18 protein-coding genes are annotated in these 19,090 nt (G+C 68.0%); 10 read left to right on the top strand and 8 right to left on the bottom strand.

Annotated features, from left to right (window positions below; translation table 11 throughout):
- The first annotated feature begins 25 nt into the window (after positions 1 to 25).
- From ABN611_RS40415 to ABN611_RS40405, 3 genes are read left to right on the top strand one after another with little or no spacing between them, the layout of a single operon-like run.
- The gene (locus ABN611_RS40415) at positions 26 to 1,693 is read left to right on the top strand and encodes an extracellular solute-binding protein (RefSeq protein WP_350277596.1); all 1,668 of its coding nucleotides are present in this window, start codon (positions 26 to 28) and stop codon (positions 1,691 to 1,693) included.
- A complete protein-coding gene (locus ABN611_RS40410) occupies positions 1,694 to 4,129 on the top strand; it encodes a glycoside hydrolase family 95 protein (RefSeq protein WP_350277595.1) in 2,436 nt (811 codons plus the stop codon). It abuts the gene before it with no gap.
- A 32-nt stretch (positions 4,130 to 4,161) separates the two neighbouring features.
- Positions 4,162 to 5,178, top strand: a complete 1,017-nt coding sequence (locus ABN611_RS40405) for an iron-siderophore ABC transporter substrate-binding protein (protein ID WP_350277594.1) — start codon at positions 4,162 to 4,164, stop codon at positions 5,176 to 5,178.
- Positions 5,179 to 5,768: 590 nt separating this feature from the next.
- Here the strand turns inward: ABN611_RS40405 and ABN611_RS40400 are convergent.
- Positions 5,769 to 6,245, bottom strand: a complete 477-nt coding sequence (locus ABN611_RS40400; protein ID WP_350277593.1) for a nitroreductase/quinone reductase family protein — start codon at positions 6,243 to 6,245, stop codon at positions 5,769 to 5,771.
- The gene (locus ABN611_RS40395; RefSeq protein WP_350277592.1) at positions 6,242 to 7,021 is read right to left on the bottom strand and encodes a glucose 1-dehydrogenase; all 780 of its coding nucleotides are present in this window, start codon (positions 7,019 to 7,021) and stop codon (positions 6,242 to 6,244) included. The genes ABN611_RS40400 and ABN611_RS40395 overlap by 4 nt, the downstream gene beginning before the upstream one ends.
- A 144-nt stretch (positions 7,022 to 7,165) precedes the next feature.
- Between ABN611_RS40395 and ABN611_RS40390 the strand changes: the two genes are divergently transcribed.
- Positions 7,166 to 7,810 carry a TetR/AcrR family transcriptional regulator gene (locus ABN611_RS40390; RefSeq protein ID WP_350277591.1) on the top strand — a complete coding sequence of 215 codons (645 nt, stop codon included), beginning with the start codon at positions 7,166 to 7,168 and terminating at the stop codon, positions 7,808 to 7,810.
- Between the two features lie 7 nt (positions 7,811 to 7,817).
- Here the strand turns inward: ABN611_RS40390 and ABN611_RS40385 are convergent, their stop codons facing one another.
- Positions 7,818 to 8,591 carry an aminoglycoside phosphotransferase family protein gene (locus ABN611_RS40385; RefSeq protein WP_350277590.1) on the bottom strand — a complete coding sequence of 258 codons (774 nt, stop codon included), beginning with the start codon at positions 8,589 to 8,591 and terminating at the stop codon, positions 7,818 to 7,820.
- Between the two features lie 386 nt (positions 8,592 to 8,977).
- On the opposite strand from ABN611_RS40385, the gene ABN611_RS40380 reads away from it, so the two are divergent.
- A complete protein-coding gene (locus tag ABN611_RS40380; RefSeq protein ID WP_350277589.1) occupies positions 8,978 to 9,265 on the top strand; it encodes a hypothetical protein in 288 nt (95 codons plus the stop codon).
- A 32-nt stretch (positions 9,266 to 9,297) separates the two neighbouring features.
- On the opposite strand, the gene ABN611_RS40375 is transcribed toward ABN611_RS40380, so the two are convergent.
- From ABN611_RS40375 to ABN611_RS40365, 3 genes are all read right to left on the bottom strand, one after another.
- Entirely contained in the window at positions 9,298 to 9,636 is a 339-nt protein-coding gene (locus ABN611_RS40375) for a hypothetical protein (protein WP_350277588.1), read from the bottom strand.
- Positions 9,637 to 9,768: 132 nt separating this feature from the next.
- Positions 9,769 to 10,635, bottom strand: a complete 867-nt coding sequence (locus ABN611_RS40370) for a GNAT family N-acetyltransferase (protein ID WP_350277587.1) — start codon at positions 10,633 to 10,635, stop codon at positions 9,769 to 9,771.
- 955 nt (positions 10,636 to 11,590) lie between these two features.
- Positions 11,591 to 12,193 carry a hypothetical protein gene (locus ABN611_RS40365; RefSeq protein WP_350277586.1) on the bottom strand — a complete coding sequence of 201 codons (603 nt, stop codon included), beginning with the start codon at positions 12,191 to 12,193 and terminating at the stop codon, positions 11,591 to 11,593.
- A 153-nt stretch (positions 12,194 to 12,346) separates the two neighbouring features.
- Between ABN611_RS40365 and ABN611_RS40360 the strand changes: the two genes are divergently transcribed.
- Entirely contained in the window at positions 12,347 to 13,348 is a 1,002-nt protein-coding gene (locus tag ABN611_RS40360) for an endonuclease/exonuclease/phosphatase family protein (RefSeq protein ID WP_350277585.1), read from the top strand.
- Here the strand turns inward: ABN611_RS40360 and ABN611_RS40355 are convergent.
- Both ABN611_RS40355 and ABN611_RS40350 read right to left on the bottom strand, forming a co-directional pair.
- Positions 13,337 to 13,984: a response regulator transcription factor gene (locus ABN611_RS40355; RefSeq protein ID WP_350277584.1), complete on the bottom strand. Its 648-nt coding sequence runs from the start codon at positions 13,982 to 13,984 to the stop codon at positions 13,337 to 13,339. The two genes, ABN611_RS40360 and ABN611_RS40355, sit on opposite strands and share 12 nt — an antisense overlap.
- Positions 13,977 to 15,101: a histidine kinase gene (locus ABN611_RS40350; protein ID WP_350277583.1), complete on the bottom strand. Its 1,125-nt coding sequence runs from the start codon at positions 15,099 to 15,101 to the stop codon at positions 13,977 to 13,979. Before ABN611_RS40350 ends, ABN611_RS40355 begins: the two co-directional genes overlap by 8 nt.
- A gap of 200 nt (positions 15,102 to 15,301) precedes the next feature.
- Here ABN611_RS40350 and ABN611_RS40345 point away from each other — a divergent pair, with 200 nt between their 5' ends.
- The 4 genes from ABN611_RS40345 (at position 15,302) to ABN611_RS40330 (ending at position 19,007) form a co-directional block, all read left to right on the top strand.
- Positions 15,302 to 16,981 (top strand): sodium:solute symporter family protein, encoded by a 1,680-nt coding sequence (locus ABN611_RS40345; protein WP_350277582.1) that lies wholly within the window; start codon positions 15,302 to 15,304, stop codon positions 16,979 to 16,981.
- Positions 16,982 to 16,994: 13 nt separating this feature from the next.
- The gene (locus ABN611_RS40340; RefSeq protein ID WP_350277581.1) at positions 16,995 to 17,243 is read left to right on the top strand and encodes a hypothetical protein; all 249 of its coding nucleotides are present in this window, start codon (positions 16,995 to 16,997) and stop codon (positions 17,241 to 17,243) included.
- Positions 17,244 to 17,352: 109 nt separating this feature from the next.
- On the top strand, positions 17,353 to 18,120 hold the full coding sequence (locus tag ABN611_RS40335; protein WP_350277580.1) for a phytanoyl-CoA dioxygenase family protein: 768 nt from the start codon (positions 17,353 to 17,355) through the stop codon (positions 18,118 to 18,120).
- Complete coding sequence (locus tag ABN611_RS40330; RefSeq protein WP_350277579.1) at positions 18,117 to 19,007, top strand: AraC family transcriptional regulator; 891 nt, start codon at positions 18,117 to 18,119, stop codon at positions 19,005 to 19,007. The genes ABN611_RS40335 and ABN611_RS40330 overlap by 4 nt, the downstream gene beginning before the upstream one ends.
- Positions 19,008 to 19,090: the final 83 nt, after the last annotated feature.

The raw sequence follows: 19,090 nt of genomic DNA, 5'->3' as shown, positions 1-19,090 counted from the left end.
CCCTACTTCAGAGAGGAACACAGCAATGCGCTCATCCGTGAGCAAGGTCGCCGCGCTGGCCGCCGCCGGTGCGCTGGCCCTGGCAGCATGCAGTTCGGACAAGTCCGGCAAGGGTGCGGAGAACGAGACCAGCGCCGACGGCAAGGTGGTCATCGACGCGTTCGCGCCGGCCGACCCGTCCAACGGGACCAACCTGGACACCAACGCGGTCACCAAGCTGGTGAGTGACAAGTTCAAGATCCAGTTCCGCTGGCAGACCACGACGTTCGACGCCGGACCGGCCAAGGAGAAGCGGCAGATCGCGCTGGCCAGCGGCGACTACCCGGACCTGTTCCTGCTGATCCCGTGGGTCGACGGCTTCACCCAGGCGGAGGTGCTGAAACTCGGCCAGCAGGGCGTCGCGCAGCCGCTCGAGGAGCTGATCAAGGAGAACGCGCCGAACATCCAGAAGGCGCTGGGCTCCAACAAGACCTTCAAGGAGATGTCGACGGCACCGGACGGGCACATCTACGCCCTGCCGCAGTGGTCGGACTGCTTCCACTGCACGTACCCGGACAAGCTGTGGATCAACAGCGCCTGGCTGAAGAAGCTCGGCCTGCAGGTCCCGAAGACCACCGACGACCTGCGCAAGGTGCTCGAGGCGTTCAAGACCAGGGACCCGAACGGCAACGGCAAGGCCGACGAGATCCCGATGACCACCGACGTCCAGGACAGCAGCCTGATCGCGTACCTGATGAACGCGTTCGCGTACAACCCGGTCGGGGCGAACAACGGCGTACGGTCGCTGGTCACGCTGAACGGCGACAAGGTCGTCACGCCGGTGACCTCGGACCAGTGGAAGGAAGGCCTGAAGTACATCCACGGCCTCTACAAGGACGGGCTGATCGACCAGGCCGCGTTCACGCAGAACGCGCAGGCGTTGCAGGCCCAGGGCAACAACCCGAAGGCCGTCGTGCTCGGCTCGGTGCCGGTGCTGTGGCCGGGCATCTTCGTCCAGTTGGACTCCAAGGACGGACGCGACAAGCAGTACGACGCGGTGCCGCCGCTGACCGGGCCGGAGGGCAAGAGCTACACCGGGTACAACTACCCGAGCTCGACCGGGTACACGTTCATGCTGACCAACAAGGCCAGCAAGGAGGCGCAGGTCGCGGCGATCAAGATGCTCGACTGGATCTACAGCGACGAGGGCCGGGCTGTCTCGCTGATGGGTCCGGAGAACGTCGGCTGGCGGAAGCCGAAGGCCGGCGAGATCGGGCTCGAGGGCGCGCCGGCGTGGTACCGGTTCTCGGGCGACAAGCAGCCGAAGAACCTGTCCTGGGACGCGATGGCGCAGTACAACATCACGCTCGCCTTCCGGAACTCGCAGGTGGTGCCGAAGGACATCTACTCGGGCGACGGGCTGGAGCGGCGGCTGTTCGAGGCGACCAAACAGTACGAGGGGCACGAGGACAAGGCGCAGTGGTTCCCGCAGACGTCGGTTTGGCCGGACCCGAGCCTGAGCGGTGAGCTCGCCACGCTGCAGACCAACCTGAACAACTATGTGAACCAGAACCAGTTGGCGTTCATCACCGGGTCGAAGAACATCGACACCGAGTGGGACGCGTACGTGAAGGGGTTGGAGAGCACGGGGATGCCGCGGTACCTGGAGATCAACCAGCAGGCGTACGACAAGTACAAGTCCGGGAGCAAGTAGTTGTCGCATGAACTGTGGTTCCGTACGCCGGCGCCGGACTGGTTCGAGGCGTTGCCGCTGGGCAACGGGCGGCTCGGCGCGAAGGTGTACGGCCAGGTCGCCGACGAGCGGATCGCGCTCAACCTCGACGACGTCTGGTCCGGCGACGGTCCGCGCACGCTGACCGTCGCCGACGGGCCGGCTGTGCTGGCCGACGTACGCCGGATGCTGCTGGAGGACGACGACCAACTGGCGGCAACCGAACGCACACGGGCGCTGCAGGGCCCGCTGGTGGAGTCGTACCAGCCGCTCGCCGACCTGGTGATCTCCTCCGCCACCCCCACCTCCGCCACCCCCACCTCCGCCACCCCCACCTCCGCCACCCCCACCTCCGCCACCCCCACCTCCGCCACCCCCACCTCCGCCACCCCCACCTCCGCCACCCCCACCTCCGCCTCCGCCGCCTCCGCCGCCTCCGCAGCGCCGGCTGCGCCGCTCGCGGGGTACCGACGGAGTTTGGATCTGCGGAGTGGGATCGCCGCCGTCGACTACACGGTGGACGGCGTGCGGTTCCGCGGGGAGACGTTCGTGTCGGCGCCGGACCAGGTGCTGGTGTGGACGCTGATTGCCGACAATCCGGTTGTCGACCTGCAGATCGGGTTGGAGAGCCAGCATCCGGTGCGGGTGGAGGCGACCGGCGACATTTATGGAGTCGTCGGTCATGCGCCGTCGGACCTGACGATCGAGTACCGGGATTCGCCGGACCCGATCCGGTACCAGGAAGGGCGCGGCATCGGGTTCGGTGTCGCGTTGCGGGTGTTCGCCGACGGCTCCGTGGTGACGTCCGCCGAAGGTGTTGTGGTGCGTGGGGCCTCGCGGGTGACGGTGGTGCTGGCGGCGGCGAGCACGTTCGCGGGCTGGAAGGTGCCGCCGGGCCGGGATCCGCTCGTCGCGCTCGCCGCGGCGGTCGAGGTGCTGGATTCGGTCGACGTGCTGGATTCGGTTGCCGTGGACAAACTTCGGGAGCGGCACGTCGAGGATCACGTCGCGCTGTACGACCGGGCCTCGCTGGAGCTCGGTCCGATTGTCGACAATCCGACGGCTGATCGCCTGCGAGCGGTCGCTGCCGGCGGCAACGACCCGGACCTGGTCGCGCTGACGTTCAACCTCGGTCGCTACCTGCTGATGGCGTCCTCCCGGCCGGGTACGCAGGCGGCCAACCTGCAAGGCATCTGGAACCAGGACCGCAGGCCGATGTGGGCCAGCGACTGGACCAACAACATCAACACCCAGATGAACTACTGGCTCGCCGACCTGACCGGCCTGAGCGAGTGCTTCGAACCGCTCACCGACCTCCTCGAAGGCCTCGCCGAGTCGGGTGCCGAGACTGCCAGGATCCTGTACGACGCCCCGGGCTGGGTCGCGCACCACAACGCAGACCTGTGGCGGGCGACCTGGCCGGTCGGCGAGGGCGGCGACGATCCCGTCTGGGCGATGTGCGCGACCTGCGGGGTCTGGCTGACGGCGCATCTGATGGAGCATTACCGCTTCACATCGGACGTCGACTTCCTGCGGGAGCGGGCGTATCCGGTGATTGCGGGCGCGGCCGAGTTCGTGCTGTCGATGCTGGTGCCGGACCGGGACGGCGTACTGCAGTTCATCCCGTCGACGGCTCCGGAGCACCACTTCGTCCTGCCGTCCGGTGCGAAGGCCTCGGTCGATCTCACGTCGACGTACGACATCTGGCTGATCCGCGAGCTGTTCGCCAACCTCGTGGAGGCGGAGGGCGTCCTGGGACTCTCGTCGCCGCTGGCGGCGCGGGCGACCGCGGCGCGTCTCCCGGACATCCGGGTGACGCCGGACGGCCGGCTGCACGAGTGGCCGACGGACTGGGCGCCGTCCGAGCCGCAGCATCGGCACCAGTCGCACCTCTACGGGCTGTATCCGGGCGCCGAGATCGATCCGGTGCGTACGCCGGATTGGGCCGCGGCCGCACGCGCTTCGTTGGAGCTGCGAACCGCCGGTGCCGTGAACGGCGGCTGGACCGCGGCCTGGCTGGTGGCACTCTGGGCCAGGCTGTACGAACCGGCACGTGCCGTCGCGGTGATCCAGGACTACCTGAGCCGGCTGGTGTCGGACAACCTGCTGCACCGCGACGGCGACATCTTCCAGATCGACGCCAACTTCGGCATGACCGGCTGCATCCCCGAACTGTTGCTGCAGAGCCACACCGACGTCATCCGGATCCTGCCCGCGCTGCCGACCGAGTGGCCGGACGGGTCGTTCCGCGGCCTGCGGGCGCGCGGCGGGCTGGCGTTCGACGTGAGCTGGCGGGACGGCGCGCTGACCGAGGCCGTCGTACGGGCGACGTACGCCGGAACGCACCGGATCGCCTGGCAGGGCGGGGAGCGGACCGTCGAGCTGGCGGCCGGCCAACAGCTGGACCTGCTTAGGTGAACCTAACCAACTTTGTTGTAGTCTCAACGTCCGTGAAGAAGCTGATCGGAATCGTCGCGTCGGCCGCAGTCCTCGTACTCGCCGGCTGTGGTGGCGGCGGGGACACCAAGAGCGCGGACGCCGGCGTCGGTGACAAGGAAGTGGCCACCGGCGGGCGGCTGTTCGGCACCGCCGACGCCGAGACCGCGAAACTCGGATCGGACGCCGCGCCCGGCGCGTTCCCGCGCACGGTCAAGCACGCGCTCGGCGAGACCAAGCTCGAGGCGAAGCCCTCGAAGATCGTCGTACTCGACAGCGGCGAACTCGACGACGTCCTCGCGCTGGGCATCACTCCCGTCGGGATGGCGACGACGGCCGGCCAGAACGGCGTACCGTCGTACCTCGCGGACAAGGCGCAGGGCATCAAGACCGTCGGCGGGATCAGCGAACTGAACCTCGAGGCGATCGCGGCGCTCAAGCCCGATCTGATCCTCGGCAGCAAGCTGCGGGCGAACGACCTGTACGACAAGCTCAGCGCGATCGCGCCGACCGTGTTCAGCATCCGGCCGGGGTTCCCGTGGAAGGAGAACTTCTTGCTGGTCGCGGACTCGGTCGGCGAGGAATCCAAGGCGACCGAGATCCTGAACGGCTACCAGAAGCGCGCCGACGAGGTGAAGTCGAAGGTCGAGGGTACGCCGACGATCTCGCTCGTCCGGTTCCGGCCGGGGGAGATCCGGTTGTACGGCAACAAGTCGTTCATCGGTGTGATCTTGAAGGATGTCGGCCTGCCGCGGCCCAAGATCCAGGACGTCGAGGATCTTGCCGTCGAGGTCTCCCAGGAGAACATCGGCCAGGGCGCCGGGGACTGGATCTTCTACTCGAGCTACGGCAAGCCGGAAACCACCGACGAGAACAAGGTTGTCAACGGCAACCTCTGGAAGTCGCTGGCTGCTGTGAAGGCGGGGAAGGCCGAGCGGGTCGACGACGAGGTGTGGTTCCTCGGGCTGGGTCCCATCGGCGCGATGAAGGTCCTCGACGACCTGCAGAACCTTCTCGGGTCCAAGGGGTAGGGGGTTTTGCTGGGGGCGGTCGATCCCACGCGTGCTACGCAGGCGCTTCCTTCGTCGCTGCGCTCCTCAGCGCGCCCGCTCAGCGCGCTCCCACCCACCCCCGGGCTTAGCGCCCGGATCTTAGTTTCCGGCTTCCGCCGGTTCTTCCGGCTAACGCCGGGAGTTCCGGCTTGCGCCGGCTATTGCCGGCTGCCGCCGGCGGGTGCGGGCTTGCGCCCTTCATCTACTGCGGGCTGCGCCGCGGCCGGGGTGCTGTTCCGACCGGGGGCGAATGCGGATGCTCCGGCAGACGGATAGGCCTACGCGTGCTCCGCAGGCGCTTCCTATGTCGCTGCGCTCCTCAGCGCACCCGCAACGCCCGCTCTCATCCGCCCGGGGCTTGGCGCCCGGGTCTACTTCCGGCTTACGCCGGTGGCTTCCGGCTCACGCCGGTTGTTGTCGGCTGGCGGGTGCGGGGTTGCGCCGTTCAGCGGGATCCGGCGCCTGCTGCCCGCGCGGTCGGGTTCGAGGTTTGGCCGGCTCTGAAGACCTCGGCGTCCGTCTGGGACCGCCGCGCCGGTTACACCCGCGTCTGTCGACGGGGTCCGCGATCACGGTTGGTCGTGGAAGCTGATGCGCATCAGTCGGCTGTTGGTCCAGTCCTCGAGGTGGGTTGGGCGGATGGTGCCGGGGTCGTGGGGTTGATTGAGGTCCGCGACGATTTCCGTCAGTACGGCCTGGCGTTCGGCTGGGTCGGTGACGGGTGTGGCTCGTGCGGGCAGGTCTGCGCGGATCTTGTTCTTCAGGTGGAAGGTGAAGTCGGGGTTGGCGAGGAGGTTCGCGTGCCAGTCGGTCGCGGCGCCGCCGGCGCCGCTGCACAGGTACGTGTTGCCGGCAGCTCGGTTGAAGAAGATCTCGATGCGGCGTGGTCGGCCGGTGCGGCGGCCGAGCGTCGTGATGTCGATGATCCGTTCGCTGGTGCCTGCGGCGGGTGTGATCTCGATGGCTCGCCGGATGTGATCGGGCAGGTGCGACAAGGACGCGTCACGTGCGGCGTCGTTCCAGCCGGTCGCGCCTGGACTGCTCATGCGGCCTCGCTCTGGAGGGCGGGCCCGAGGAGGAGTCCGCCGTCGATGACGTACTCCGACCCCGTGATGAACGACGCGTCCGACGACGCGAGGAACAGGAGCAGCCGGGTGACGTCGTGCGGCTCTCCCAGCCGGGGGATGGCGAACGGCTCAGGTGAGTAGAAGTCGGCGATTGCCGCGGTGGCGCCGGCTGCTGGTTCGTGGATGAAGGGGGTCGCGATCACGCCGGGGTGGATGGTGTTCACCCGGATGTGGTCGCGGCCGAGCTCGAGTGCCGCCGTTCGGGTGAGGCCCCGCACGGCCCACTTGCTGGCGACGTACGGCGCGTAGTGTGCCGTGCCGCCGAGACTCATCGTCGAGGCGATGTTGACGATGGCTCCGCCTGCCGCGCGGCGCAGAGCGGGAGCGGCGACCTTGATGCCGAGGAAGGTCCCGGTGAGGTTGATGTCGAGGATGCGCGACCATGTGGTCTGGTCCGTGTTCTCGATCGGCGCCGGCGGGTTCTGGACGCCCGCGTTGTTGACGAGCACGTTCAAGCCGCCGAAAGCACTTTCGGCGGCCAGCACAGCGGCGGACCACGAACTCTCGTCGGTGACGTCGAGTTGCGTGAAGTGAGCGCGGGTCCCGAGTTCGGCGGCGAGCGCGGCGCCGCGTTCGGTGTCGATGTCGCCGATCACCACGTTCGCTCCCTCCGCGTGCAAGGCGCGTACGTGGCTCGATCCCTGGCCACCGGTCCCACCGGTCACGAGCACGGTCTGGTTGTCGAAGCGGTTCATCAGAGGTTCCTTCGGTACGCGAGCGACCGACCGGCGTCATCGGAGATGCCCGGCCGGCCGTGGTGAGTCGAGTGACTCACCACTGCCTCGACACTAGGTCGGCGGGAGTGGTGAGTCAAGCCACTCACCTCATAGACTCGGGCCATGAGCAGCGTCGTACCGACGTACCACCAGCGCGTCGCCCAGGAGAAGCGCGCGCTGATCGTGACGGCCGCGACCGCACTGTTCCTCGAGCTGGGCTACGACCGGACGTCGCTGGCGCGGATCGCAGAGCGCTCGGGTGTCTCGCGCGCCACCTTGTTCAAGCAGTTTCCGACCAAGGCTGCCCTGTTCGACGCCATCGTCACCGAGTCCTGGTCGACCGCCGACGAGGAGGATCCGCCGCCGGCGGGCAACGTCGTCGACGGGCTCAGCGCCATCGGTCGCCGGTACGCCGAGCTGTTGAGCCGGCCGCAGATGACCGACCTGTTCCGGATCGTCATCGCCGAACTGCCGCGGTTCCCGGAGCTGGCTCACGCGCAGTTCTCGCAGGGGAAGATGCCGTACTTCGAGTCCGTACGCCGCTACCTCCTGGCCGAGCACGAGGCGGGAACGGTGCGGGTCGAGGACGTGGACCTCGCAGCCACCCAGTTCCTGGGCATGATCTCCAACTACGTCTTCTGGCCGACACTCCTCGTACCGGGCTGGGAGGTGAGCGCCGAACGCGTCGCCGAGGTAGTCGACGAGGCCGTCCGCACCATCACCGCCCGGTACGCCGCCACTGCACCAGGGGCCTCCACCAACGACTGAAAGCCAGCTATCCGAGGCGTCGGAGCGTTGTCTCGACGGCGATCTCGACTCGGGAAGTCATGCCGGGAACATCGACGGGACGGCGCCCGGCGACCTGGCCGTGGATCCATTTCGCCCCGCTGTCGTCGTAGTGCAGCAGGGCATACAGGTCCCACCACGGGTCGAGGGTCACGCCGGCGATCGACTCGTAGAGCGACCGAAGCTGCTCCGCCCGCTCGGGCGAGTACAGCGCCGTCAGGTATCTCCGGCAGTGCCCGACGTCGATCGCGCGCGACCCACGATGGATGGAGTTCCAGTCGGTCAGTCCGGTGATCCTCCCGCGCGACCACAGCATGTTGACGGGCAGGAAATCGCAGTGCAGGAAGACGGCAGCGTCCTTCGGCGGCGGCGCCGCCATGACATCGAAGGCCGCCTTCCACACAGCCGGGTTCTGTGCGTCGGCCGGCACCCGAAACCCGGCCGGCGGAGCGATCCACGAATCCGTCCAAGGCCTGAACGCCTTCGCGGGGAGATCGAGGGAATGCAGCAAGACGGCAAGCTCCGCGATCCTCGTCAGCCACGACCGGGGGTCCGACGGGTCGAGGTCGACGTGCCCCGGCAACCGGCTCATCAGCAACGACGGCGCGCCGCCCGTGGAAGCACCGGCAACATCAGCAGCCAGGACGCTCGGAACCGGGAGCCCGCTTCCCGCCACCACACCGAGGTTGGCGATCTCCTTCTCCAAGGGCTCCTGCAGACCAAGGCCGCCCGGGTACTGCCGCAGTACGACGAACGTTCGCACTCCACGTCGTTCGACAGTCAGCCGATGTACGGCGGAGCACACGCCACCGGTCATTCGGCGATGGCCAACGACACGACTGCCCTGGCCCATCGACGCCGCAACCCAGGCGAGAGTCTCCGCGGAGGGCCGACGTTGTCTGAACCCGCCGTCCCTCCAATCGCCATCGGTCATGAACACGAGCCTATTCGTCGGGGTACTGCGAGGACAGGGAATTCCGACCGGCCGGAGCATCCGGACCTCAGCGCTCGAAGATGCCGCGCATGTGGCCGAGGTTGCGGACGACGACAACGCGAGCATCGCGCGGTACGGACTGGTCAGGTGGTCTGCAGGCGCTGTCGGGTTCCGGGGTCTGTCTTCGTGTCCGGAGGTCGGCGAGAATGCGTTCCATGGCTGTTCTGCTGCAAGTCTCGGTGATTTCCGGTACCCACGATCAGTTCGACGAATTGGACGACCGGGTGGGCCAGGCCATGGAGGAGGCAGGTGGACCGCCGCCCGGGCTCATGTCGCACGTGGTCTACCCGGACGGTGACGGGTTCGTCGTCGCGGACGTCTGGCGTACGGAGTCGGAGGGGTCGTCGTTCGTGGACGACGTACTGCGTCCGCTGCTGGCCGAACTGCACCTGAAAGCGGGCGAGACCACAGCGCGACCTGTGTGGTCCTTTGCCCGCCCATGACGGCCGGTCGCCCGTCAAATGAAGTGTCACACCTAGAGCAGCTGAACTGAAGAAGCTGCGAACACCCTCGCGCTGCCGGTGCAGGAGGTTGCATGCGCAGCCGATGGTGCGACGTAGCCACCACCCACCACGATCGTGTCGCCCAGTTTGGCCACCGTTTGTTCGGAGGCATCGATCAGTACGATCGTTCCTTCGCGCACGGCTGCTGCGAATCCCGGTGGCCAGGCCACGTCGATGTGACGTCCAGCTTTGCGGACGACCAGGCACTGTGAAGACTCGTCCACCACGAGAATCCCCTCCAGCCGCGCAGCCAATCCCTTCGCCGGACGCTCCTGGACAGTCAGCCCCGGTGCCTGAAGTGCGTCGTCCATCACTCCGCCTCCCCTTCCAGAACGTTCACGCCGGGATCGCTCTTGGATGTCGCCGGACACGTCTTCGATTGGCGCATCCCTCAGACGACCTGGGGACGCGCGGTGGGCGCCAGGGCGGTCCGGGCTCTGGCGTCAGGGCTTCCGGATCCGGTCCGCGATCTCCGGTCCCGCCGCGAACCCGGCCGACTTGTACGCCGCGACGCCGCCGAGGTTGGAGGTCGGCGTACACACGCGCACGCTCGAGGAACCCAGCTCTCGTAGTGCGGCCGCGCCGGCGACGGTGATCGCCCGGCCGTAGCCGCGGCCGCGATGGTCCGCGTGGACGCCCATCGGCTCGATCAGACCCGGCTTTCCGGGGCCGGCCGACCAGACCGTCACCACCGCTGCGGGGTTGCCCTCGTCGTCGTAGATACCCAGGCATCGGGCGTCGTCGAAGTACGGCGCCGCGGCCATTTCGTGCCGGTACTCGCGTGTGGGGCGCGTGGTGTTGAACGCGGAACGCAGTACGTCGGCGAAGTCCTGCGCCTGCTCCAGGCCGATCGGCCGGATCGGCACGCCTAGGTCCTCCACCTCGTCGGCGAGGTCGCGGAACAGCGGCGTCCACGGGTCGTCGAAATCCCAGCCCTCCTTGGTCAACAGATCCTGGAGCAGTAGGCCCTGCGGCGCTTCGATGGACACTGCTCCTGCGGGCAGTACGCCGCGCTCAGGCAGCGAAAAGTCGTCGACGAGTCGCCGCGCCAGTTCCTCGTCCTGGAAGGCATCGGGTGCGACCGTCATCCGCACCAGCGTCGGCGAATCCAGCATCCCGACAGCGAGAATCCGCCCGTCCCGGCTCCAGGTCCGCACCACGGCCGCCGTCTCGGGCGTTCCGAACCGGTAGTTCCAGCCGATGTCCCCGGGGTGCAACTGCATCGGCGCTCCGTCGTGCTGCCACTCCCGCAACGCCGCCAAAGCCGCGTGCATCCCGTCGGCCGCCGGCGTACTCAGCACAATCGTCATAGCCGGGATCAGACACCGCGCTTGCACGCCCGTGCAACCTGATTAAGTAGTGGCCACCGCCTCAAGCCGAGGGGAGAACCCGACCGGCCCAAGAACGCTGCCGAGGCAGAGCTCACGCAGGACCGCGCCCCGGCACGATTCCCGAACCTCGCGGTGTTAGCCGGAAGCAGACTTCTGGGCGTCAAGCCCGAGCTGGCTGGAGTGGGTGTAGCAGGTTCGCTGAGGCACGCAGCGACGAAGGAACCGCCTGCCGAGCACGCGTGGGCTGTCCGTCTGCCGGAGCATCCGAGATCGCCTCCTGGCAGGAGCGCACCCCCCGGCCCCGCCGCAGCTGGCAGTCCGGTAAGGGCGCAAGCTTGCACCCGCCGGCGGCAGCCGGCAACAACCGGCGCAAGCCGGAAACTCCCGGCGTTAGCCGGAAGAACCGGCGCTAGCCGGATACCACCGGCGCAAGCAGGAAAGAACCGGCGCAAGCCGGAAGCAACCGGCGTAAGCCGGAAACGAAGATCCGGGCGCTAAGCCCGGGGGTGGGTGGGAGCGGGCGTAGCAGGTGCGCTGAGGAGCGTAGCGACGAAGGAAGCGCCTGCGTAGCGCGCGTGGGCTACCTGCCTTCCCCCGGATCCTCTCCGCTTCGCCCCTCAGACCCCGGAGCAGCCCGGAGTCGATGAAGGGCGCAAGCCCGCACCCCCGGCGGCAGCCGGCAACTACCGGCGCAAGCCGGAAGGAACCGGCGCAAGCCGGAAACTCCCGGCGGAAGCCGGAAGAACCGGCGCAAGCCGGAAACTACCGGCGCAAGCCGGAAGCTCCCGGCGCAAGCCGGAAGGAACCGGCGGAAGCCGGAAACTAAGATCCGGGCGCTAAGCCCGGGGGTGGGTGGGAGCGGGCGTAGCAGGTGCGCTGAGGAGCGGAGCGACGAAGGACGCGCCTGCGGGAGCACGCGTGGGCCGGACAGTTCTCAGGTTTCCACTCGGCCAAGGTTCGTGACCGGGACATGCGGCGCGCGGGCCGCGACGGCGGCGGCGAGGTCGGCGTACGGGAGGGGGCGGCTGAGGAGGTCGTGGGTCCCGGGCCAAGGGCAGGACGGGCCCCAAGCCCTCGTACTGCGGGGCAAGGAATCCCCGTCGACCAGCATGACCACCAGCCGCGGCTCCCAGGTCTCCTCGGTCTCGTGTTGTTCGAGCCGGCACACGCCGCGGATCTCCTGCCACGGAATGGTGCGCGGCTGCTCGCCGCCAAGATAGATGCCGGCATCGGAGACGGTGAGCAGTACGTCGTCGGCGTCGTCCTCCCGGCGCTCCTCCAGCGCAGTGATCGCGCCGACCAGCAACAACACCGGCAGTCCGACCGCGAAGATCAGCGGCGTACCTCCCCAAGCCAGCCACACAGCCTCGAGCGGTCCCCGAATGGACGCGCCGCGGAGAGCCTGCACGACGACGATCGTCAGTGTCAGCAGCACCATCAGGCCAAAGACCGCGGTGCCGAGCGCCAGGGCGGTTTTCGTCGTACCGAGCCCGTGGCGTTTGACGACGAACGGCTCGGTGCTTCGCGCGGTCGGCATACCGGCATTGTGGGCGGTGTCACCCGAAGGCACCAGCCCTCTCACGCGTTCCTCATCATTCCGGTCCGGCGCGGATCGTCCGTACGGATGAAATCGGCCTCACTGACCCGGCACGGACTTTGGTCAGGCCCGGCTGTCCGCAACAATCGCTGCATGCCGGACCGCCAGACCGCAGTCGCCACCCGTACGCGCCCGCCGTCGCGCACCGCAGCGCGCCGGCGGCGGAAGAGCGGCATGTGGCGGCGTGGCTGGATCATCGCGGTGCTGGCGATCCTGGCGGCGATGGTGATGATGTTCCACCGCAGCGTGCCGAACTCGATCGGCAACCTGGGCAGTCTGCTCGACACGTTCCTGCCGTGGGTCGGGCTGGCTGTTCCGGTGCTCGGTGTCGCAGCTCTGGTACGGCGTTCCGCGACGGCCGGGGTCGCGCTGCTCTTGCCCGCGGCGATCTGGGGCCTGATGTTCGGCGGGCTGCTCCTGCCGGGCAAGGCTGCCGGGGGAGAGCATGACCTGCGGGTGCTGAGCCACAACGTCGACGCCGCCAACCCGGACCCGGACAAGACCGCGCAGGACCTGCTCGGCGCCGACGCGGACGTGGTCGCGCTGGAGGAGCTGACCTCGTCGGATCTGAAGACGTACAAGGCGGCGTTCGCGAAGACGTACCCGTACCAGGTGTCCCGCGACACGGTCGCGCTGTGGTCGAAGTACCCGGTCGTCGAGACGAAGTCGGTCGACGTCGGTTTCAAGTGGACCCGGGCGCTGCGCGCGGAGGTGAAGACGCCGGAGGGCACCGTCGCGGTGTACGTCGCGCACCTCGCGTCGGTCCGGGTCGGTACCAGCGGGTTCACGTCCGACCAGCGCAACGAGACGATCAAGGCGCTCGGCGGGCAGATCGCCGCCGACAAGTCGGCCGGGGTGATCGTGATGGGCGACTTCAACGGCACCGTCAACGACCGTAGCCTCGCGCCGCTCACCGTAGGCCTCCGCTCGGCGCAGGGCGCCGCCGGGACCGGCTTCGGCTTCACCTGGCCGTCGGCGTTCCCGATGGCGCGGATCGACCACATCCTGGTCCGCGGCGTCACCCCGACCAAGGCCTGGGTGATGAGCTCCACCGGCAGCGACCACCGCCCCGTCGTCGCCGAACTACGCCTCTGACGCGATCCCGTTGCGATAGGCGTAGCGGACGGCCTCGGCGCGGTGCCGGGCGCCGATCTTGGCGAAGGTGTTGTTGATGTGCGTCTTCACGGTCGCCTCGCTGATGAACAGCCGGGCGGCGATCTCCGGGTTGCTGAGTCCGCCCGCGATCAGCCGCAGTACTTCGGTCTCGCGGGCGGTCAGGCCGTCGGTCTGCCGCGCGGACGGGCCCGGCGCCAGGCCGGCGACCAGCCGTTTGGTCACCTCGGCGTCGAACGTCGACTGACCGGCCGCGGTCGACCGGAGCGCGGCGCCGATCTCGGCGCGCCCGGCGTCCTTGGTGAGGTACCCGCGGGCGCCCGCGCGGAGTGCGTTCGCGATCGACGCGTCGTCGGCGTACGTCGTCAGCACCAGTACGGCGACCTGCGGGAAGTCGGCGGTGATCCGCGCCGTCGCCTGGGTGCCGTCGAGCACCGGCATCCGCAGATCCATCAGCACCACATCGACGTTGCCGCGAGCAACGAGGTCGACAGCCTCGACACCGTTCGCCGCCGCACCGACCACGTCGACGCCGTCGATCAGTCCCAGCAGCGCGACCAGTCCCTCCCGAACGACCTGCTGGTCGTCGGCAACAACCACCCGGATCGCCTCACTCAACCGCTGCCACCACCAACCAGTCGTCGCCGTCCGCACCTGCGGTCAGCGTGCCACCCACCAGGGCCAGCCGCTCGCGCATCCCCTCCAGCCCGAACCCCTCTCCAGTGGTGACCCCCTTGTTCCGCACAGACACCCGTACGCCGTCCTGATAGGCAAGCTGCACCTCCACCGGCTGACCGGGCGCATGCTTGGCAGCATTGGTCAGCGCTTCACGAGCCGCACCTAGCAGCGCAACCGAGACACCTGAGTCCAGCCCCCGACCCTCCTCACCGACAACGCTCAGCCGCACAGCAGTGCCGTGGTCGTGCTCATGCTGCTCTGCCAACGCAGCCAGCGCCGCCGGCAGCTCCGGCACCTCGTCCGCTCGCAGCGCAGCCACCGCACTCCGTGCCTCAGTCAGCCCTTGTACGGCGAGTCTGCGGGAACGGCGTACCCGATCGAGGGCCCCGGCCGTGTCGCCACGCTCCTCCAGTAGAGCCTCCGCCACCTCGAGCTGAACGCTCAACGCGCCCAGGGAGTGCGCCAACACGTCATGCAGGTCCCTAGCGATCCGGCCGCGCTCCTCCAGGGCAGCCGCGCGGGCGTGCTCGCTCTGAGCCAGCCGGGTCTGCTCAAGGAGCTGCTCAGTCTGCCGCGCCTGCACCTCGTACTGCCTCCGGTTCAACCCGAAGGCGACCAGTACGGCGGTCCACAACAGCTGCGTGAAGTACCAGCTGTCCGGCCGTTCGAACAGCCAGGCGGACACTGCGTACGCCGCCGCGACACAGGTGCTCGCAGCAATGACCGGCCGGTTGCTGTGCCGCGGGAACTGCAGAACGGCGATATCGGTCATCGACACCAGCACCAGCACGAGGGAGTTGGAGCTGTCCACCCCACAGACCAGTGCGCCGCCGATCGCGGCAGCCGTCAGCAGGCCGAAAGCGACGTACTGACGTGACGTCATCAGGAACGAGCCCACGACGAAGACGACGAAGCAGGTGACCAGTACGCCCCAGACCCAGTTCTGCGCGGGCCGGGCCGTGGCGAGTACCGCGATCGCGACACCGCTGGTCAGCGCGCGGCCGATCCAACCGCTCTCGCCGTACGGGCGCGCCGGCAGCAGTGCCTTCAGCTTCACTGGCTCGTCCACTCCTCGGGTCTCGCTCCGGATGATGTCACGGACGGTAGCTCTGCCCGGTCTTCCCGAGGACGGCCCGCGGGTGGAGATCCGGGTGGAGAACGGCTGCCCGACGGGTCGCCGCCGGTGTGGTTGAAAGTAGGAGTAACGTTCCTCACCGGTAACACCACGATGCGTCAGCGAGACGATCCGGAGGGCCGATGCTTGCGCAACAATCCATCCTCAGACTGGACGCCACGGCGATCGACTACATCATCATCGCCCTGTACTTCGGCTTCGTGCTGGGCATCGGGTACCTGGCCAGACGCGCGGTGTCGAGCAGCCTGGACTTCTTCCTCTCCGGGCGGTCGCTGCCCGCGTGGGTGACCGGCCTGGCCTTCATCTCGGCCAACCTCGGCGCGATCGAGATCATGGGCATGTCGGCGAACGGTGCGCAGTACGGCATGCCGACCGTGCACTACTTCTGGATCGGTGCCATCCCCGCGATGCTGTTCCTCGGCGTCGTGATGATGCCGTTCTACTACGGCTCCAAGGTCCGCAGCGTGCCCGAGTTCATGCTGCGCCGGTTCGGGCGGCCCGCGCACCTGGTGAACGCGATCAGCTTCGCCCTGGCGCAGGTGCTGATCGCGGGCGTGAACCTGTTCCTGCTGGCGACGATCGTGAACGTGCTGCTCGGCTGGCCGATCTGGGTGTCGGTGCTGGTCGCCGCGCTGATCGTGCTCAGCTACATCACGCTCGGCGGCCTGTCCGCGGCGATCTACAACGAGGTGCTGCAGTTCTTCGTGATCGTGGCAGCGCTGCTGCCGCTGACGCTGGTCGGTCTGCACAAGGTCGGCGGCTGGCAGGGCCTCGTCGACAAGGTGACCGCGTCGCCGGGCGGCGGCGAGCAGATGTCGGCCTGGCCGGGCAACGCGCTGAGCGGGTTCGGCAACAGCTTCCTGTCGGTCATCGGCATCGTGTTCGGCCTCGGCTTCGTGCTCTCGTTCGGCTACTGGACGACGAACTTCGTCGAGGTGCAGCGCGCGATGGCGTCGAAGAACATGTCGGCGGCCCGCCGGACGCCGATCATCGGGTCGTTCCCGAAGATGTTCGTGCCGTTCATCGTGATCATCCCCGGCATCATCGCGGCGGTGATCGTCCCGGAGTTGGCGCAGTACAAGGCGACCGGCAGCGGTGAGGTCGACTACAACGACGCCTTGCTGCTGCTGATGCGCGACCTGCTGCCGAACGGCATGCTCGGCCTGGCGATCACCGGTCTGCTGGCGTCGTTCATGGCCGGTATGGCGGCCAACCTGAGCTCGTTCAACACGGTCATGTCGTACGACATCATCGAGCGCTACGTGATCAAGGACCGTCCGGACGACTTCTACCTGCGGACCGGTCGCTGGGTGACGGTCGCGGGCACGGTGATCGCGATCGGAACGGCCGCGATCGCCTCCGGCTACAGCAACCTGATGGACTACCTGCAGCAGCTGTTCTCGTTCTTCAACGCACCGCTGTTCGCGACGTTCATCCTCGGTATGTTCTGGAAGCGGATGACCGCGGCGGCCGGCTGGATCGGTCTGGTCAGCGGTACGGCGACCGCGATCCTGGTCTTCATCCTCTCCGAGAACGGCGTCATCAACCTGCCGGGGCAGGGCGCCAGCTTCGTCGGCGCGGGCGCGGCGTTCGTCGTCGACATCCTGGTCAGCGTGCTGGTCAGCCTCGTGACCACGCCGAAGCGCGACACCGAACTGGTCGGGCTGGTGTACTCGCTGACGCCGAAGGAACAGCGCACCGAGGTGGCGGTGGCCGGTGACGGCGGCTGGTACCGCAAGCCGGTGCTGCTGGCCGGTATCTCACTCGCCCTGACCGTCGTCCTCAATATCGTCTTCGGTTGATCGGGAGCATCTGATGGCAGACAAGAAGAAGGCCGGCGCCTTCGACATCCGGATCGTGATCGCGGCCCTGATCGGCATCTACGGCGTGGTTCTCACAGTCCTCGGCCTGGTGCAGAGCCAGCCGGAGACCGACAAGGCAGCGGGCATCAACATCAACCTCTGGGGCGGCATCGGCATGCTCGTGTTCACCGCCCTGTTCGTGCTCTGGGCGCGGCTGCGCCCGATCGCCGTACCGGTCGACGACAAGCCGTCCGAGCAGTAGCCGTTCGACCAGCCGTGTCCGTTTGACGAACATCGGCGTCCGGCGCGGTCCTGCCGTCCGGGCGCCGGCGTTCGTAGGCTCGAAGTACCCGATCAGGAGGTACTCCGACATGACGATCACATCCGGGCGGCCCGAGCTGTCGTCGCTCGCCCAGCAGTACGCCGACGAAGGCTTCGTGCTGGTGAAAGGCCTGCTCAGCAAGGAAGAAGCGGCGTACTACCGGCAGCGCAGCCACGACCTGCTGGCGCAGCTGAACCGCAAGGACGACCCCACCTGGAAGTCCGCGATGGGGCTGTCCGACGGTGCGACCCGGTTGCAGCACCTGCACGACGCGCAGTTCTACGACGCGGAGTTCGCGAAGCTGCTGGTGGACCCCCGGTTCACCGACGTGGCCGCCGCGGTGATGGGTGTGGACAACGTGCAGCTGCACCACACGAAGCTGTTCGTGAAGCCCCCGGAGAACGGTTCGCCGTTCCCGCTGCACCAGGACCACCCGTTTTTCCCGCACAAGTACCACCGCGTCGGCGCCGCGATCTTCCACTTCGACGACGCGCCGGAGGAGAAGGGCTGCGTGCGGGTGATCCCCGGCAGCCACAAGGACGGCCCGCGGGAGCACAACCCGGAGGGGTCGTTCCACCTCACCGAGCCGGCGTTCGAGGCCGCGACTCCGCAGCCGGCCGAGGCGGGCGACGTACTGTTCTTCACCTACCTGACCGTGCACGGGTCCGGGGTGAACACCAGCAACGAGCCGCGCACCACCTGGCTGATCCAGTACCGCGACCCGGCGGACCCGCCGACGGTGAAGACGCACGACCACTCGCTGGGACAGGGCATGATGCTGCGCGGAGTCGACCCCACGGGCAGGAGTGCTGTTTGACGCTCTCGGACGTCGCCGGCGCCGACCGGTTCGTCGACCTCGCGGGACTGCTGGAGTCCTGCGAGGTCGACGGCTTCCGCGCGGACTTCCTCAGCTGGGGGCACTACCGGCCGGAGTACTGGCGCAACTACTGGCACAGCCACTCCTTCCACGAGGTGTGCCTCGCGTACTCCGGCGAGGGCCGCTTCAACAACGGCTCCGTCCAGTACGACGTGACGCCCGGCTCCGTGTTTCTCGCGCGTCCGGGGGACGTGCACGAGATCGAGTCCTCTCGTGCCGCACCTCTCGGGATCGCGTTCTGGGGCTTCACGTTCCGGCCTGGTTCGGACGACCGCGGCTGGTGGTCCGGTCTGACACGTGCCGACGGCCCTGTCATGTCAACGAGAACAGGCGCCCTTCCAGGCCTCATCTGTGCGTTGGCAGGAGAGGCTGCTGCGCCCGTCTCTGGCTACGCTACTTCCTTGGCAGCTCTCGGCACCGCACTGGTGATGGAGACGGCGAGGGCATTCGCACTGGACGAGGACCTGGCTGTTGAACCAGTGCGCCGTGACAGGGGACCGCTGGTAGTAGAAGCCATGCAACGGCACCTCCGCGACAACCTCTCGCGGCCGATCACGGTCCGGGACGTAGCGGCCGCTGCACACCTGTCAGAGCGCCACGCCGAACGCCTGTTCACCCACCACACGGGCGCCTCGATCATGTCCACGCTGCGCCGCCTCCGGCTGGAGCTGGCCGGGCAATTGCTGCTGGACCACACGCTGTCCATCACTGAAGTGGCACGCGCCTGCGGGTACTCCGACGTACGCCCGTTCTCCACCGCCTTCAAACGCCGCTACGGCCGTACGCCGGGCGAGCACCGCCGCGCGGGCGGCACCGAATTCATCTAGACGGTCACAGAACGTAGTCAAACGATCTCTGGACAACGCGCTGAGTCACTGCTCAAATGCCCTGAGGCACTCATGCCGCACCC

This window comes from Kribbella sp. HUAS MG21 (assembly GCF_040254265.1).
Taxonomy (GTDB): Bacteria; Actinomycetota; Actinomycetes; order Propionibacteriales; family Kribbellaceae; genus Kribbella.
Note: the sequence above shows the minus strand (reverse complement) of the source record. Positions and strands in the feature narration are given on the sequence as shown.

What these genes read in the sequence shown, in the direction of transcription:
- ABN611_RS40415 (WP_350277596.1), top strand. Translation starts at nt 26, where the DNA reads ATGCGCTCATCCGTGAGCAAGGTCGCCGCGCTGGCCGCCGCCGGTGCG.
- ABN611_RS40400 (WP_350277593.1), bottom strand. Translation starts at nt 6,245, where the DNA reads ATGAGCAGTCCAGGCGCGACCGGCTGGAACGACGCCGCACGTGACGCG.
- ABN611_RS40395 (WP_350277592.1), bottom strand. Translation starts at nt 7,021, where the DNA reads ATGAACCGCTTCGACAACCAGACCGTGCTCGTGACCGGTGGGACCGGT.
- ABN611_RS40390 (WP_350277591.1), top strand. Translation starts at nt 7,166, where the DNA reads ATGAGCAGCGTCGTACCGACGTACCACCAGCGCGTCGCCCAGGAGAAG.
- ABN611_RS40380 (WP_350277589.1), top strand. Translation starts at nt 8,978, where the DNA reads ATGGCTGTTCTGCTGCAAGTCTCGGTGATTTCCGGTACCCACGATCAG.
- ABN611_RS40375 (WP_350277588.1), bottom strand. Translation starts at nt 9,636, where the DNA reads ATGGACGACGCACTTCAGGCACCGGGGCTGACTGTCCAGGAGCGTCCG.
- ABN611_RS40370 (WP_350277587.1), bottom strand. Translation starts at nt 10,635, where the DNA reads ATGACGATTGTGCTGAGTACGCCGGCGGCCGACGGGATGCACGCGGCT.
- ABN611_RS40365 (WP_350277586.1), bottom strand. Translation starts at nt 12,193, where the DNA reads ATGCCGACCGCGCGAAGCACCGAGCCGTTCGTCGTCAAACGCCACGGG.
- ABN611_RS40360 (WP_350277585.1), top strand. Translation starts at nt 12,347, where the DNA reads ATGCCGGACCGCCAGACCGCAGTCGCCACCCGTACGCGCCCGCCGTCG.
- ABN611_RS40345 (WP_350277582.1), top strand. Translation starts at nt 15,302, where the DNA reads ATGCTTGCGCAACAATCCATCCTCAGACTGGACGCCACGGCGATCGAC.
- ABN611_RS40340 (WP_350277581.1), top strand. Translation starts at nt 16,995, where the DNA reads ATGGCAGACAAGAAGAAGGCCGGCGCCTTCGACATCCGGATCGTGATC.
- ABN611_RS40335 (WP_350277580.1), top strand. Translation starts at nt 17,353, where the DNA reads ATGACGATCACATCCGGGCGGCCCGAGCTGTCGTCGCTCGCCCAGCAG.